The following is a 16,270-nucleotide window of genomic DNA, read 5'->3' on the forward strand; positions in this document are numbered from 1 at the left end:
GAAGGATAAATGACGAAAAGCAAAAAGCCGACCCTAAGGTCGGCTTTTTAAATGGTGGTGGAGCTAGACGGGATCGAACCGTCGACCTCTTGCATGCCATGCAAGCGCTCTCCCAGCTGAGCTATAGCCCCACAAAAGTGGTACGCGTTGACCGGCGTTACGGTATTCCCCAACCTCTCTGAGAAGAAGGTTGGTGGAGCTAGACGGGATCGAACCGTCGACCTCTTGCATGCCATGCAAGCGCTCTCCCAGCTGAGCTATAGCCCCGTTCCACAATCACTTTGTGCTGTGAACGGGGCGCATAATATGAAACCCATTCAAAGCTGTCAACGGCTAAATTGAATTACTGAATCAAGCGTTGAAAAAGCCGCCAAATCAGCATCTTTGGCGCCAAAAAATCATCAGTTTGTGCAGAGTTCATCCATTTTGCGCGCTACATCTCAAAATAGCAAAAGACCCTGCATATCACGTTGATTTTTAATTAACGGAATGTTAGCGAAATGCGCTTGAGTCGGGCTCCCGAGCAGCATAGACTGCCCGCGCCATAAACTTTATTACTATAAACCGAGTCCGTCATGTCTTTGCATTCACCAAAAGAAATCGCCGCCCTCGCCGTTCAGGCCGGGGTAAACAAAAGCCGCGCCCCTCTCGCTAATCTGTTGATTCTGGGCTTTCTCGCCGGCGCCTTTATCGCCACCGGCTTCCTGCTGGATATTCACGTCATCGGCACCCTGCCGGCTGAATGGGGCTCTTTCGGCGCCCTGTTGGGCGCCGCGGTCTTCCCTATCGGTTTGATCCTGACCATTCTGGCCGGCGGCGAACTGCTGACCGGCAACATGATGACCTTGCCGATGGCCTGGTTTGCCCGCGAAATCCCCGCCATCGCCGTGCTGCGCAACTGGTTTTGGGTCACTCTGGCCAACCTGGCCGGCAGCGTGGCCGTCGCGTACTTCTTCGGCCATTTGCTGGGCCTGACCGAAGGCGCGTTCTTGCATAAGACGCTGGCGATCGCGCAGGCCAAAGTGGATGCGGACTTCCTGCACGCCTTCATTTCCGGCGTCGGCTGCAACTGGCTGGTGTGCCTGGCGGTGTGGTTAGCCTTCGCCAGCAAAGATGTGCCGGGCAAAGTGATCGGCATGTGGTTCCCTGTCATGGCTTTTGTCGCCATCGGCTTCCAGCACGTGGTGGCGAATATGTTCATCATCCCGGCGGCCATCTTTGCCGGCGGCATGGGTTGGGAACAGTATCTGCCTAATTTCGTCGCGGTATTTCTCGGCAATGCGCTGGGCGGCGCCGGCTTTGTCGGGCTGATGTATTTCATCGCCTACCGTCCGGGTTTGCCGGCCGGCGAACAAGCCTGACAGCAAGCAATAAAAAAGCCCCGGGATCGCTCCACGGGGCTTTTTCATTTACGGCGTATCAGCCTAATCAGGCCTGGGCTTCACGCTCGGCGATGTAAGCCAGCGCCATATCGATACGCTGCAGCGAGCGCTTCTGGCCGATCGCATGCACGGTCACGTCCATGCCCGGCGACTGGCCGGCGCCGGTCACCGCGACGCGCAGCGGCATGCCGACTTTGCCCATGCCGACACCCAGCTCATCCGCCGTGCCCTGAATGGCGTCGTGCACATTTTCCGGCGTCCAGACGGTGATGGCGGCCAGCTTGGCACGCACCGCTTCCAGCGGCTGACGCGCGACCGGGCGCAGGTGCTTCTTGGCGGCGTCGGCGTCGAACTCGCTGAAGTCTTCGTAGAAGTAACGGCAAGACTCCGCCATCTCTTTCAGCGTCTTGCAGCGCTCGCCCAGCAGCTTGACAAGGTCTTTCAGTTCCGGACCGTTGCGGGTTTCAATGCCCAGTTGCTCAACGTGCCATGCCAGATGCACCGCCACTTCTTCCGCCGGCATATGGTTGATGTAGTGGTGGTTCAGCCACTGCAGCTTCTCGGTGTTGAAGGCGCTGGCGGATTTGTTGATCGCTTCCAGCGTGAAGAACTCTTTCATCTCATCGATGGAGAAGATCTCCTGATCGCCATGGGACCAACCCAGGCGCACCAGGTAGTTCAGCAGCGCCTGCGGCAGATAGCCGTCGTCGCGGTATTGCATCACGCCCACGGCGCCGTGGCGCTTGGACAATTTTTTACCGTCGTCGCCGAGGATCATCGACACGTGCGCATATTCCGGCACCGGCGCACCCAGCGCTTTTAGAATGTTGATCTGGCGTGGGGTGTTGTTGATGTGGTCTTCACCGCGGATCACATGGGTGATTTCCATATCCCAGTCATCGACGACGACGCAGAAGTTATAGGTTGGCGAACCGTCGGTGCGGCGGATGATCAGATCGTCCAGCTCCTGGTTGCTGAATTCGATCGGGCCGCGAATTTTGTCGTCGAAGATCACCGACCCTTCCTGCGGATTGCGGAAACGCACCACGTGCGGCTCGTCGTCGGTGTGGCTGCACTGGCTGTCGCGGCAGTGGCCGTCGTAACGCGGCTTCTCGCCGTTTTCCATCTGCTTCTCGCGCAACGCTTCCAGACGTTCCTTGGAGCAATAGCATTTATAGGCCGTGCCCTGCTCCAGCATCTCGTCGATGACCGCGTTGTAGCGATCGAAACGCTTGGTCTGGAAATACGGACCTTCATCCCAATCCAGGTTCAACCAGTTCATGCCATCCATAATTGCGTCGATCGCATCCTGGGTCGAACGTTCCAGATCGGTATCTTCGATACGCAGAACGAACTCACCGCCCGCATGGCGGCTGAACAACCAGGAGTAAAGTGCGGTACGCGCGCCGCCGACGTGAAGATAGCCAGTCGGGCTCGGTGCAAAACGGGTTTTGATTTTCATTGGGTTCACTGCCTTATTACGCAACGCGTGTCGGCGATGGCCGACGATTGCTCGGAATTGAAAAAATAGTGGACGACATTGTATCACCACGCGCTAATTCCTCAACGCCGACACGATATTGCGCCGGTCGATTTCGCGCGTTTTGCGGCGAGTTTCGCATAGCATCGCGCAAAGAATCGGCGCTGCTGGCGATAATTATCGCGCCCTGCCTAAATTTGCGGCGAACGATTGAAATCATTTTAAAAAGCGTTGACTCACTTTGAACTATCCCTATAATGCGACTCCAACAAGACGGGGCGATTAGCTCAGTTGGTAGAGCATCTCCTTTACACGGAGGGGGTCGGCGGTTCGAGCCCGTCATCGCCCACCATCTTGTTGAGAAAAATGAGAACGAATGAGGGTGATTAGCTCAGTTGGTAGAGCATCTCCTTTACACGGAGGGGGTCGGCGGTTCGAGCCCGTCATCACCCACCATCATTCTCTCGTTTAGCAGTACCTGGAAGTCATGAAGTGGGTGATTAGCTCAGTTGGTAGAGCATCTCCTTTACACGGAGGGGGTCGGCGGTTCGAGCCCGTCATCACCCACCACTTCTGCGGGTCGTTAGCTCAGTTGGTAGAGCAGTTGACTTTTAATCAATTGGTCGCAGGTTCGAATCCTGCACGACCCACCAATTCAGGAAAAAGCGCCTTTTGGCGCTTTTTTCGTTTCTGCGCCACCTGACTCTACCTTTATCTTCTTACTGACATGGCCCACTGAGTCGTGCGGGTGAGATGCTGCGTTCAGGTTCGAGCATCGCGCAGCGATACAACAACGCGCAGCGTTGCCCGTAGGGTGAGGCCACAGGCCGAATCAATCCTGCACGACCCACCAATTCAGAAAAAAGCGCCTTTTGGCGCTTTTTCCGTTTCTGTCTCACCCACTTCCCTTTTCTTCGTATTCTTTCTTTATTCACCACGCGCTGAGATACGAATGGTTATCATTTTGGCGGCTTGAATGGTAAATTAGCGGGCATCCACCACGCAGCCAATCCACCGCCGGATTGATACGCCTTAGTTCAAGGAAAGAAAGAGCCCGCTCATGACCCTATCCTTACGCCAGCTGTTCATTGCATTCATCGCCACTTCCAGCCTGTTGCTCAGCGGCTGTGGCCCGGACGACAAGAGCGACGGGAAGAAACCGTCCGCCCCCGCGGCCGACAGCAGTTGGCCGCGCACCATCGATAGCGCCAAAGGGAAGTTCACGCTGGAAAAACCGCCGTTGCGCATCGTGTCCACCAGCGTCACCATCACCGGTACGCTGCTGGCGATCGACGCCCCGGTGGTCGCCAGCGCCGCCACCAGCCCAAATCCCCTGGTGGCCGATAAACAAGGCTTCTTTACCCAGTGGAGCGAAGTGGCCAAACAGCGCCACGTCGAACGGCTGTATCAGGTGGAGCCCAATGCCGAAGCCGTCGCCGCCGCCGCGCCGGATTTGATCGTCGTCGCCGCCACCGGCGGGGATTCAGCGCTGAAGCTGTACGATCAGCTGTCCGCCATTGCGCCGACGTTAGTACTCGATTATGGCGACAAAAGCTGGCAACAGCTGGCCAGCGAGCTCGGTGAGATCACCGGTCACGAAGCCGGCGCCAAACAGGCGGAAGATCGTTTCGAACAGCGTGTGGAGCAAGTGAAGCAGGCGATCACCCTGCCGCCACAGCCGACCACGCCGCTGGTGTATGCCGACAACGGCCGCGAGGCCATGCTGTGGACACCGGGCTCCGCCCAGGGCAAGCTGCTGACCCAGCTTGGCTTCCAATTGGCCACCCCGCCGGAAAGCGCCAAAGGCAACGCCAGCATGGGTAAACGCCATGACATCATCCAGATCTCCGGCGAAAAAATGGCCGAAGGCCTGAACGGCAAAACCCTGATCCTGTTCGCCACCAATGAGCGCAAAGTGCAAGAGGTGCTGACCAACCCGTTCCTTAAACATCTGGAGCCGGTGGAACAGCGGCACGTCTATGCCGTCGGCAACGACACCTTCCGCCTCGATTATTACAGCGCCACCAACATGCTGAACCAAATCGAACGGCTGTTCAAAAAACCCTGAGCCACATCGTCGGCAGGCCAGACGCCTGCCGACGCTTTCCGCAAGCGGGGCGATCGTTCACATTCAATCAATTGAAATATCAATAGTTATTAACATCGTCAACGCACCTTTGCCACCAACCGGCGGGTGCATGCGGGCGTAAACTCGTGCTACTATTGCCACCCCGCATGAACGCAAATAACAATGAGAATAAAAATCATACAGGAGTTACCGGTGTGAACGTACCCACTCCGACTGAGCGGACGCTTTCGTCCGCACCGCACGCAGCTTACGCCAGTGGCTTCAAACGCCTCGCCGGGTTCGGTATCGGTTTGGTGCTGTTGCTGCTGTGCATCATTGCCAGCCTGATGCTGGGTTCCAAGGCCATCCCCTTCCATACCGTCTGGCTCAGCCTGCAGGGCGCCGCGAGCGGTTCCGACAGCACCATCATTCTCAACGCCCGGGTGCCCCGTACGCTGGCGGGCATTTTAGCCGGCATGGCGCTCGGCGCCGCCGGCGCGCTGATTCAGGCGTTGACGCGCAATCCGCTGGCCGATCCTGGCGTGCTCGGCATCAACGCCGGCGCCAGCTTCGCCGTGGTCATCGGCATCATGTTTTTCGGCGCCGCCACCACTGAAAGCTATATGGCCTATGCCTTCGTCGGCGCTGCCCTCACCACCCTGCTGGTCTACCTGATCGGCACGCTGGCGGGCGGGCGCATCAACCCGGTGCGGCTGACGCTGGCCGGCGTGGCGATCGGCGCGGTTTTGATCGGCATCACCACCGGGCTGTCGCTGATCGATCCGCAAACCTTCGACCAACTGCGCTTCTGGCAGGCCGGCACGCTGGATATCCGCACGCTGTCCACGCTGCCGGTCACCGCCCCCGCCATTTTGCTCGGCTGCCTGCTGACGCTGCTCATCACCCGGCCGCTGAATACCATCGGTATGGGGGAAGATTTGGCTATCGCGCTCGGCGCGCGCGTAGTGCTGACTCAGATTGTCGCGGTGATCGCCATCACGCTGCTGTGCGGCGCGGCGACCGCCACCGTCGGCCCAATCAGTTTCATCGGCCTGATGGTGCCGCATATCGCCCGCTGGTGGGTCGGCCCCGACCAGCGCTGGATCCTGCCCTACTCCATGCTGCTGGCGCCGATTTTACTGCTGTGCGCCGACGTGGTCGGCCGCTTGCTGGCGGCCGGTGAACTGCGGGTTTCCATCGTGGCGGCCTTCATCGGCGCGCCGGTGCTGATCTGGCTGGTGCGCCGCAAGAAAACGCTGGGGGGTCTGTGATGAGTCTGCCCCACACGTTGCATATCGGCCGCCCGGACGGCGTCATCAACTGGCGCATGCCGCTGCGCCTGCTGCTGGTCAACCTTTCACTGTTGGCACTGTGTCTGGCGATGGCCGTCGCCGCGCTGTGCTACGGCACACTGCAACTTTCGCTGGAACAGGTCTTTGCCGCGCTCAGCGGCGAGGCGCCGAAAAATCTGGTCACCGTGGTCACCCAATGGCGTTTGCCGCGTATTGCCATGGCGCTGTTGTTAGGCGGCGCGCTCGGCATGAGCGGCGCCATCTTCCAGTCGATTATCCGCAACCCGCTCGGCAGCCCGGACGTGATTGGCTTTAACATGGGGGCTTACACCGGCGCGCTGATCGCCATCACCCTGTTCAACGGCGGCTATTACTACATCGCCGGCGGCGCGCTGGCCGGCGGCATTCTCGCCGCGCTGGCCATCTACCTGCTGGCCTGGCGGCAAGGCATCGCCGGCTTCCGGCTGATCATCGTCGGCATCGCCATCAGCGCGGTCTTGGTCTCCACCAATACCTGGCTGATCATCACCGCTTCGCTGGAGCGCGCCATGGACGCCGCCATGTGGCAGGCCGGTTCGCTCAACGGCATGACCTGGCAGAAAGCCCAGCCCGCCACGGCGTTCATCCTGCTGGCGGCCGCGGCCGCGCTGCTGATGGGCAAACGGCTGCAGCTATTGGAAATGGGCGACGACACGGCGCGCGCGCTGGGCGTGAACGCCGAAGGCAGCCGGCTGTGGCTGATGCTGTTCGGCGTTACCCTCACCGCCGCCGTCACCGCCACCGCCGGGCCGATTTCCTTTATCGCGCTGGCGGCGCCGCAGATCGCCCGCCGCCTGGCCGGACAATCCTCGGTCACCCTGACGTCATCGGCGCTGATGGGCGCAGCGCTGCTGCTCAGCGCCGACGTGGTGTCCCAACATCTTTTCGCGCCGATCCAACTGCCGGTCGGGGTCGTGACCGTCTGCATCGGCGGCCTGTACCTGATTTGGCTGCTCATCCGTGAGGCCCGCAGATAATGAAGAGTGATAATGCCATGAGCCACCGCCTGCACGCCTCGCACCTGAAGCTGGGCTACGACAATAAAATCATCGCTAACGATCTGAGCGTGGCGATCCCCGACGGCGCCTTCACGGTGATCGTCGGGCCGAACGCCTGCGGCAAATCGACGCTGTTGCGCGCCCTGTGCCGCCTGCTGAAACCCAGCGCCGGCGAAGTGATGCTGGACGGCAAGAACATCAGCAGTTTCGCCACCAAGGCGCTGGCGCGCGAGCTTGGCCTGCTACCGCAAACCTCGATCGCACCGGACAGCATTACCGTGGCGGACCTGGTGTCGCGCGGCCGCTATCCGCACCAGAGCCTGCTGAAACAGTGGACGCAGGCCGACAAACAGGCGGTGGAAGCCGCCATGGCGGCCACCAACGTCAGCCAGCTGGCGGATCGCAGCGTCGACGAGCTGTCCGGCGGACAGCGACAGCGCGTCTGGGTGGCGATGGCGTTGGCGCAGCAAACGCCGCTGCTGCTGCTGGATGAACCGACCACCTACCTCGACATCGCGCACCAAATAGAGCTGCTGGATCTGTTCCGCCAGCTCAACCGCGAGCGCGGCCAAACCCTCATCGCGGTGCTGCACGATCTCAACCACGCCTGCCGCTATGCCGATCACATCATCGCCATGCGCGACGGCAAGATCGTAGCTGAGGGGAAACCGTCGGAGATCATTACCGCCGAGCTGGTGGAACGGGTGTTCGGCATGCCGTGCATGATCATCGACGATCCGCTGTCCCACACGCCGCTGGTGATCCCGCGCGGCCGCTACCACTGCGACGCGCCGCAGGCATGAAAAAGGCCGGGTTACCCCGGCCTTCGCTTAGCCATCACAGGGGGCCAACAGCACCCGCAGCCCATCGATCAAACCGCCGCGCCAGCAGACGGCGTCATGTCCGCCGGCGAACACGCGATAATCGACCCGATGTCCCGCCTCCACCAGCGCCCGATGCATTTGGCGATTGACCTGATGGATGTCCCTCTCCCCTTCACCAGCCTCTTGAAAGACGCGCAGCGGCGTTGCGGCGCACAAGCCCCCACGCACCTGCTCAGTCAGCCAACCGACGTCCGCGGTATATTCCTCGGCAGGGTTCATCATCGCTTCGATATGCGGCCACCAAAAAGAGCCTGACTGGGTCAATACGCAGCCGAAACGCTGCGGCCAATGCAACCCGGCATACAATGCCGCCAACCCGCCGTAACTCTGCCCCACCACCACCGTACGCTGCGGATCGTCGCTGTAAGACTCACGCGTCGCCACCTGCGGCAGCAGCTCCTCTTGCACCGCCCGCCAAAAAGCCGCATTGCAGGCCAATTCTTCCGCACGCCGCGCCATGTCTATCACGTCGATAAACAGATAAAGCGCAGGCGGCAGCCTTCCGTTGAGTGTCTCGGCGTCCAGTGCGGAAAAAATCGGTATGCCATGCAGCCAAAATTGCCCGTCCAGCAGTACGACTAACGGGCGATCTTCCCCTGCGCCGGTGGCGTACAGCCAGATGTTGCGTCGGTTAGCCAATCGTTCGCTGTGCCAAAAGAAGTGCTGCAAACGCTCAGACGCGGCGGGCAATACTTGCCCGGCGTCCAACGCCCGCCACGCTGATTGATCCGGCGCCGCCGGCAAATGTATCGCAGACAACGGGAAACCGCGGCTGCTGCAGTGCGGCGCCACTGGATTGAGCGGATCATGGCGCATCAACGGAAACAACGAACACCACCACTGACGCTGTTGCTGCCGGCGCTGAGCTGCATCGCCGGTAAAAGCGGGCGGCAGTTGCGCCGTCTCAATGGGTATAAAACTGTAACTGCCTCGCCAATCTCCGCGAATAGTGAACTGCCACCACCAAATATCGCTACCCGGCCAGCGTTCCAGACTCTGTGGCGAGGGGCTGTGATGGTCGGTCACGCAGTTGATATCGACATACACCTTTTTAATCGGCGAGCGCCGTTCATCGCCCCATGGGTCGCGCCAGAAAAAGGTAACGCGCACCTGAGCTGCAGGCAGCGGTTCAACGAGCGGTGTTCCCAACTCCGCGACCTGACGCCACCAATCTTCCCCGCCGAGATCGGGCCTTTGCAGCAGGTTGAGCACCAGGCCATCAGCATGAAGCGAATGCATTTTTCCTTTTTCCCTGTTTACCGCACCCGGCGGTTTTTTGCTTTCTTGACAATGCAAATGGCATTGAGAATCATTTGTATTTTCAATAAAATGTAACCAATTATAAATCAACGCGCCTGAGGTCAACAAGGCCACTTCGAAGCGTGGCTCTGCAAAACGGTAAGCCATTCGCCCACCGTTCATTATGGCAAGGAACTGCGCAGCCCTTCTCGGCGGCGCCAAATGAGAAAAAGACAGCAATAGCTTGATATAAAATTGTTTTTTAAGGGATGAAAAATGTCAGAACAACCCAAAAATACCGCTAATCAACCTCTGCGTCACCCAGCCAAGGCACATGCATCCACACTCTTGCTGACCTCAGCCATGCTGTTGGTGCCGGGCGCACAGGCCGAAACCGACAACGTTGAGCGTGATATCACCGTCGTCGCCGGCGTACAGGAAAGCGTCACCGCGCCGCTGCAGGGCATCGTCGCCAAAGAAAGCGCGGCGGGAACCAAAAGCGCCGCGCCGTTGGTAAAAACGCCGCAGGCCATCACCGTCGTCACGCGCGATCAAATGGATCAACAGGATGCGGCTTCCGTTGCTCAGGCGCTGCGATACTCCAGCGGCGTCGTGGCGGAATACCGCGGCACCTCTAACCGCAGCGACGAAGTGATCGTACGCGGCTTTCGTTACGCCCCAAAATATCTGGACGGCCTGAGCTATCAAAGCGGCCAGATCGATCCCTGGTTGCTTGAACGCGTTGAGGTGGTGCGCGGCCCGGCTTCTGTGCTGTACGGCCAGGCCAACCCGGGTGGGCTGGTGGCGATGACCAGCAAGCGCCCCGTCGTCCAGGCTATTCGCAAACTTCAATTGAGCGCGGGCAATCTGCATCAAGGAGAGGCCGCTTTCGACTTCGGCGGCGCATTGGACGAGGACGCCAAACTGCTGTACCGCCTTAACGGCATCGCCGGCACCAAAGAGACCGGTATCAAAGATCACAAGGAAAAACGCTTCGCCATCGCACCGGCGCTGACCTATATCGCCAATGAAGATACGACGTTCACCCTGTTGACCAGCTACCAGAAAGAACCGGAGAACGGCTACCGCAACTTCCTGCCGACCTCCGGCGTGGCGATCAAAAGCAGCGCCGGCTATCTGCCGTATGATTTCAACGTCAGCGATCCCGGTTTCAATCAGGCTCGCCGCGAACAAACCTCGTTCGGCTATATCTTCGAGCACTATATCAACGACGTTTTCTCTTTCCAGCAGAACATGCGTTACACCACGGTGGATGAACGTTACAAATATCTGGTGTTCATGTCGCAAGCCAAAAACAGCACGCTGCTGCAGCGCCGTCCGCAAAAAGATATCGTCAAATCCCATGAGCTGGGGTTGGATAACCAACTGAAAGCGCAATTCAGCACCGGCGACGTCGAGCACAGCGTGTTGACCGGCCTTGACTACAAGTGGAGCAAGGTCAATACCCAAAACTGGCGCGGCGACAGCGCTGGCTATTTCCTCGACTGGACTCGGCCGGTTTACGGCATGCCGGTCAACGAAAGCGCATTGCCGAAGGTCACCGATAACCGCAAGGTGCTGGATCAACTCGGCGTTTATCTGCAGGATCAGATGAGCTACGGCGGTTGGAATTTATTGTTGTCGCTGCGCAATGATTGGACCGAGCTACGCACTCAGGACATGTTGAGATCCAGCGACAGTCAGCAAAACGACACCAAGCTGACTGGCCGCAGCGGCCTGCTGTACGCCTTTGACAACGGCATTGCCCCGTACATCAGCTACAGCACATCGTTTGAACCCAACCTCGATACCGGCGCGCCGGGCACCGATCCGTTCAAGCCCACCACCGGTGAACAAACCGAAATCGGCGTGAAATTCCAGCCGAAAAACGGCAACACGCTGGTGACACTGGCGCTGTTCGATCTGACGCAGAAAAACGTCAGCTCCACCAACCCGGTCACCAAGTATAAGGAGCAGATCGGCAAGGTGCGCTCCAAAGGACTGGAAGCCGAAGTGCATTCACAGCTCACCCCGGCCATTGAGCTCATGGCGGCCTATACCTATACCGACATCGTTACCAAAGAAACCTATGTCGACGATCAGCGCGGCAAGACGCTGGTGATGGTGCCGACGCACGCCGCCTCCGCCTGGGGAACCTACAGCTTCCTGCAAGGGCCGCTGAAAGGCCTCTCCACCGGCGCTGGGGTACGCTACAGCGGCGCCAGCCAAGGCGATGCGACCAACACCTACAAAGTGCCGGCCTTTACGCTGTATGACTGGATGGCGCGATACGAATTGGGAGAAGTGGCTCCGAGCCTGGCAGGCGCCGCGCTGCAGGTTAACGTCAACAACCTGACCGACAAGCATTACGTTTCGTCCTGTGGCGGCGTGGACGCTTGTTTCTACGGCAGTGGCCGTACCGTCACCGCGACGGTCAGCTACAGCTGGTAACGTTTTGGGCGCCGCGGCAATGCGGCGCCCCGCTTTATTTCTCCAGCGACACCTGCTTGAAGATGTGTTTGCCGAACGGGTCTATTTCGTAGCCTTTCACTTCCTTGCGCACCGGTTCGAAGATGGTCGAGTGCGCGATCATCAGCGCCGGCATCTGATCGTGCATCATCACCTGCGCCTGCTGGTACATCGCCACCCGCTTGGCATGATCGTTCTCTTCACGCGCCTGCAGGATCAGCTGGTCGAACGGTTTGTAGCACCATTTCGCCGAGTTGGAGCCGCCGAGCGAAGCGCAGGTGAACAGCGGGCCGAAGAAGTTATCCGGATCGCCATTGGCGGTGGTCCAGCCCATCAGCGCGGTCTGGTGCTCGCCGTTTTTAATCCGCTGCAAATATTCGCCCCACTCGAAGGTGACGATTTTAGCGCGCACGCCGATCTTAGCCCAGTCGGCCTGGATCATCTCCGCCATGCGCTTGGCGTTGGGATTGTAGGGCCGCTGCACCGGCATCGCCCACAGATCGATGTCAAACCCCTGCCCCAGCCCGGCCTCCTGCAACAGCTGCTTCGCCCGCTCCGGCGAATACGGGTAGTCTTCAAGCTGCGCGTTGCTGCCCCATTGGGCCGGCGGCAGCAGGTTCTTGGCCGTCTGGCCGGCGCCGTGGAACACCGCCTCGATGATCGCCGGCTTGTTGACCGCCAGCGCCAACGCCTGGCGTACCTTGACGTTATCCAACGGTTTCTTCTGGGTGTTGAACGCCAGGAAGCCGATATTTAGGCCGGATTTTTCCATCACCTGAAGGTTGCCGTCCTGCCGCATGCGCGCCAGATCCGCCGGGTTAGGGAACGGCATCACCTGACACTCGTTCTTTTGCAGCTTGGCGTAACGCACCGTCGCATCCGGCGTGATCGAAAACACCAGCCGGTCGATCTTCGGTTTGCCTTCCCAGTAACGATCGAACGCCTTGTAGAGGATTTTCGCGTCTTTCTGGTACTGCACCAGCTGGAATGGCCCGGTGCCGATCGGATCGTTGTCCACCCGCTGCGGCGTGCCGGCCTTCAGCATCGCGTCGGCATATTCCGCCGATAATAGGGTGGCGAAGTACATGCCCAGATCGGCGACGAACGGCGCCTCGGCGCGGGAGAGCTCAAAGCGCACGGTGTGCTCGTCCACCTTGACGATCCGGTCAATCAGCGTGCCGAACTCCATCGACTCGAAGTTGGTGTAGGCGCCGTTGGAGACCTTGTGATACGGGTTGTTGGCGTCCTTCTGGCGCATAAACGAGAAGATGACGTCATCGGCGTTGAAATCGCGGGTGGGCGTGAAATATTTATTGCTCTGGAATGCCACGCCCTTGCGCAAGTGGAAGGTATAGCGCTTGCCGTCTTCGCTCACTTCCCAGCTTTCCGCCAGGCTGGGTTGCAGCTCGACGGTGCCGGGTTTGAAGTCCACCAGCCGGTTGTAGATCGCCGCCGAACTGGCGTCCACCGTGGTGCCGGAGGTGAACAGCTGCGGGTTGAAGCCTTCCGGCGATCCTTCGGAACAGTAGACCAGCGTATTGGCTCGCGCGCCGCCGGCAATCGCCAACGCCAGCAGCCCGATCGTTATTGCTTTTCTTTTCATTGCGCTATCCCCAGTGGTGAAAAAACAGCCCAACGGATAGCAATAAATTATGCAGTTAGCGAAGTAAAGGACAAATTCCGCGCATAAAAACGGGCAGGCGCGCAAGCGGCCTGCCCCGGTGAAACGGCACGATGATGATGAAATTAAATCATCTGGCTGAAGTTCATCTGCGCCATCAGCTTATAGTTGTCGGCATAGTCGACCGGGATGGCCACCACTACCGGCCCCTGGATCGCCATCGCCTTGCGCAGCATCGGCCGCAGATCTTCCACCGACTGCACGGCGAAACCGACCGCGCCGCAGGATTCCGCGTAGGCCTTGAAGTCAATCGGCCCGAACTCCACGCCGGACTTGCGCTGGTATTTGTTCACTTCCTGCATTTCCACCATGTTGTAGGCGTTATCGACCCAGATGACGTGCACGATGTTGTTTTTCAGCCGCACCGCGGTCTCCAGCTCCATGCTCGACTGCATGAAGCCACCGTCACCGGAGATAGACACCACCTTGTCGCCGGGGCGCACCAGCGCCGCACCGATGGCCCACGGCAATGCCACCCCCATGGTTTGCTGGCCGTTGGAGATCAACAGCTGACGGGCACGGAAGCTGTAAAGATAGCGGGCGATCCAGATATGGAAACTGCCCATGTCCACGCACAGCGTCACGTCGTCGCTGACGATGTCCTGCAGCTCCTTGACGATGCGCAGCGGGTGGATCGGCATGCCGCCGCGGCGGGCGGCGCGCTCCGCCAGCTCAGTGCGCTGGCGGCCGAGCTCGGAGAGGATCAGCTCCACCTCCGGCGGCACACAGACCGCCTCATTGAATGCTTCGGTCATCATGTTCAGCGTGGCGCTGATATTGCCCACCAGCTCGACGTCCGGCCGATAGCAGGTATCGATATCCGCCGGCAGCACGTCGATGTGCACCAACTTCAGTCGCCCGTGGCTGTTCCACATGCAGGGATCGTATTCGATCGGATCATAGCCGACGCTCACCACCAGATCGGCCTTCTGCAGCAGCTGATCGGCCGGCTGGTTGTTGAACAGGCCGACGCGGCCGGCGAAACGGGCGAAGTGGTTGACGTCGATCACCCCCGCCGCCTGATAGGTGCCGACCACCGGCATATGGGTGCGGTACAGCAGATGGCGCACCGCCTCGCTGTTCTCCGGCCGGCTGGCCTGCAGGCCGAGCAGCAATACCGGGCATTTGGCCTGGCGGATCAGTTTCACCGCCGCCTGAATGTCGTCTGCCGCGGCGGCCCCCATGCGCGGCAAGCGGCAGCCGGCCAGCACCGGCGCGCTGACCGGTTCATTGACGATATCCATCGGCAGGCTGACGAACGACGCCCCCGGCCGGCCGAACTCGGCGCGGCGAAAGGCGTTGGCGATCACCTCGGAAATCGCCGAACCGGCATGCACTTCGGCGCAATACTTGGTCACCGGCCGGAACATACTGACGGTATCCATGCTCTGGTGCGTCTGCTTCAGGCTGTCGGCGCGCTTCACCGCCCCGCCGAAGGCCACCACCGCGTCCCCTTCCGAGGTGGCGGTAGCCAGCCCGGTGATCAGGTTGGAGCTGCCCGGCCCGGAGGTGACCAGCGCCACCCCTGCCTTGCCGGTCAGGCGGCCGACCGCCGCCGCCATAAAGGCCGCGTTGGCCTCATGCCGCACCACCACCGTTTCGATCGATGGCGCGTCCTCCAGCGAGTCGAACACCCGGTCGATCTTGGCGCCCGGAATGCCGAAAACGTGTTTGACGCCCTGCGCTTCCAGGTTTTTCACCACCAAATCGGCGCCGCATTGCCAGTCATTGCCTGTTTTTTCCTGTGCCATGGTTCCACCTCCTAAGAAAACAATCGCCGGGGTTAGCCCTCGGCGGAACGAATCGCGCGGTCCAAATCCTCTGGGCAGAGGTTGGCGCGCAAGAAATCCGCATCGTGCGGCAACTGAAGATTGAGACGCGTGATGACGCCGAACTGCAAATGGCCATGATCGAGCTGGTAGTCCAGTACGTGGCCGCCGCCGCTGCGGTCGTCAGTAACGAAGTGTTCGTGATAGCCGGCCACGCCGATGCCCTGCATGTAATCCGGCGAGCGGAAGCCGACCAGCGTGCCGCGCCGCTGGTGGAACGAGAAGGTCGGCTGCTCTTCTATCGCTTCCAGCATCGGGCGGTAAGGCCGCTCCTGGCGCGGCACGGTGCGGGTTTCCACGTGGCTGAACTCGCCGTCGACCCGCACCGCACAAAACAGGTTCGGCGAGGCGACCTGTTCGTCGATGCACTGGTGCAGCTGCGCCTTGGTGATCGGCCGATCGAATTGCTGGCTGACGCTGGGCTGGAAAAAGGTGACGACGGCGAAAGGGGTTTTCTGTTGCAGGCCGGCCGGCCGGGCGCTGCCGTCGGCGCGCAGCTGGTGTATTTCCTGGTCGAAAGCGATCAGTTCACCGTCCAGATGATTGAAGGTGCCGAGGCCGAAGTTGCCGTGTTTGAGCAACTCGGCAATGGTGGTTTCCCCCTCGTAGACCCCGTCGATGAGCGCGCTCATCAGCGAGATTTGATAGATTTCGCCCTCCCCGGCGTTGATCGACTGCCTGGCAAAACCCTGCGCCAAATGGCGCGCACAGGAACACCCGTGTTTTTCGTTCATGCTGACTCCTCCACCAGCGCGGAACTGCGGTTCCACGCGTTCAAAAGACCCGCCGACGGCGGGCCAAGATGCCCCTCAGGCGCGTTCATCAGTTGGAACGATTCAGCCTGAGGCGACAAAAAAACCGGCACGGCTGGCCGGCCGATATCCAGAGTCAACAGCATGATGAGTGAAA

The 16,270-nt window shown here is 60.0% G+C and carries 11 protein-coding genes, 6 tRNA genes and 1 other RNA gene; 11 read left to right on the forward strand and 7 right to left on the reverse strand.

Features of this window, described 5'->3' with window-relative positions; all coding sequences use genetic code 11:
* Positions 1-55: 55 nt before the first annotated feature.
* A tRNA-Ala gene (locus FOT55_RS23270) sits at positions 56-131 on the reverse strand.
* Positions 132-191: 60 nt separating this feature from the next.
* Positions 192-267, reverse strand: a tRNA-Ala gene (locus FOT55_RS23275).
* A gap of 308 nt (positions 268-575) precedes the next feature.
* Here FOT55_RS23275 and FOT55_RS23280 point away from each other — a divergent pair.
* Positions 576-1,361, forward strand: a complete 786-nt coding sequence (locus tag FOT55_RS23280) for a formate/nitrite transporter family protein (protein WP_043143749.1) — start codon at positions 576-578, stop codon at positions 1,359-1,361.
* 67 nt (positions 1,362-1,428) lie between these two features.
* Here FOT55_RS23280 and gltX read toward each other — a convergent pair whose 3' ends face one another.
* Positions 1,429-2,844: a glutamate--tRNA ligase gene (gene gltX, locus FOT55_RS23285; RefSeq protein WP_025303764.1), complete on the reverse strand. Its 1,416-nt coding sequence runs from the start codon at positions 2,842-2,844 to the stop codon at positions 1,429-1,431.
* A 294-nt stretch (positions 2,845-3,138) separates the two neighbouring features.
* Here gltX and FOT55_RS23290 point away from each other — a divergent pair.
* The 9 genes from FOT55_RS23290 (at position 3,139) to FOT55_RS23330 (ending at position 8,062) form a co-directional block, all read left to right on the forward strand.
* A tRNA-Val gene (locus FOT55_RS23290) sits at positions 3,139-3,214 on the forward strand.
* Between the two features lie 28 nt (positions 3,215-3,242).
* Positions 3,243-3,318: transfer RNA gene (locus FOT55_RS23295), tRNA-Val, on the forward strand.
* A 38-nt stretch (positions 3,319-3,356) separates the two neighbouring features.
* A tRNA-Val gene (locus tag FOT55_RS23300) sits at positions 3,357-3,432 on the forward strand.
* Between the two features lie 7 nt (positions 3,433-3,439).
* Positions 3,440-3,515 (forward strand) — tRNA-Lys (locus FOT55_RS23305).
* Between the two features lie 75 nt (positions 3,516-3,590).
* Positions 3,591-3,715: non-coding RNA, RtT sRNA (locus FOT55_RS23310), on the forward strand.
* Positions 3,716-3,922: 207 nt separating this feature from the next.
* Entirely contained in the window at positions 3,923-4,930 is a 1,008-nt protein-coding gene (fepB, locus tag FOT55_RS23315; protein WP_147824085.1) for a Fe2+-enterobactin ABC transporter substrate-binding protein, read from the forward strand.
* A 215-nt stretch (positions 4,931-5,145) separates the two neighbouring features.
* Positions 5,146-6,201 (forward strand): Fe(3+)-siderophore ABC transporter permease, encoded by a 1,056-nt coding sequence (fepD, locus tag FOT55_RS23320; RefSeq protein ID WP_147824086.1) that lies wholly within the window; start codon positions 5,146-5,148, stop codon positions 6,199-6,201.
* Positions 6,201-7,238 carry an iron-enterobactin ABC transporter permease gene (gene fepG, locus FOT55_RS23325; RefSeq protein WP_025303767.1) on the forward strand — a complete coding sequence of 346 codons (1,038 nt, stop codon included), beginning with the start codon at positions 6,201-6,203 and terminating at the stop codon, positions 7,236-7,238. The genes fepD and fepG overlap by 1 nt, the downstream gene beginning before the upstream one ends.
* Before the next feature lie 17 nt (positions 7,239-7,255).
* Positions 7,256-8,062, forward strand: coding sequence for an ABC transporter ATP-binding protein (locus FOT55_RS23330; protein ID WP_060433787.1), 807 nt, complete (start codon positions 7,256-7,258; stop codon positions 8,060-8,062).
* A 27-nt stretch (positions 8,063-8,089) separates the two neighbouring features.
* On the opposite strand, the gene fes is transcribed toward FOT55_RS23330, so the two are convergent.
* Positions 8,090-9,382: an enterochelin esterase gene (gene fes, locus FOT55_RS23335; protein ID WP_147824087.1), complete on the reverse strand. Its 1,293-nt coding sequence runs from the start codon at positions 9,380-9,382 to the stop codon at positions 8,090-8,092.
* Positions 9,383-9,658: 276 nt separating this feature from the next.
* On the opposite strand from fes, the gene FOT55_RS23340 reads away from it, so the two are divergent.
* Entirely contained in the window at positions 9,659-11,833 is a 2,175-nt protein-coding gene (locus FOT55_RS23340; RefSeq protein WP_141967428.1) for a TonB-dependent siderophore receptor, read from the forward strand.
* A gap of 34 nt (positions 11,834-11,867) precedes the next feature.
* On the opposite strand, the gene FOT55_RS23345 is transcribed toward FOT55_RS23340, so the two are convergent.
* The 3 genes from FOT55_RS23345 to budA form a co-directional block, all read right to left on the reverse strand.
* On the reverse strand, positions 11,868-13,454 hold the full coding sequence (locus FOT55_RS23345; protein WP_147824088.1) for an ABC transporter substrate-binding protein: 1,587 nt from the start codon (positions 13,452-13,454) through the stop codon (positions 11,868-11,870).
* Positions 13,455-13,597: 143 nt separating this feature from the next.
* Positions 13,598-15,283 (reverse strand): acetolactate synthase AlsS, encoded by a 1,686-nt coding sequence (gene alsS / locus FOT55_RS23350; RefSeq protein ID WP_147824089.1) that lies wholly within the window; start codon positions 15,281-15,283, stop codon positions 13,598-13,600.
* Positions 15,284-15,315: 32 nt separating this feature from the next.
* Positions 15,316-16,095 carry an acetolactate decarboxylase gene (gene budA / locus FOT55_RS23355; protein ID WP_099816963.1) on the reverse strand — a complete coding sequence of 260 codons (780 nt, stop codon included), beginning with the start codon at positions 16,093-16,095 and terminating at the stop codon, positions 15,316-15,318.
* Between the last annotated feature and the right edge of the window lie 175 nt (positions 16,096-16,270).

The organism is Serratia bockelmannii, from assembly GCF_008011855.1.
In the GTDB taxonomy this organism is placed as follows: Bacteria; Pseudomonadota; Gammaproteobacteria; order Enterobacterales; family Enterobacteriaceae; genus Serratia; species Serratia bockelmannii.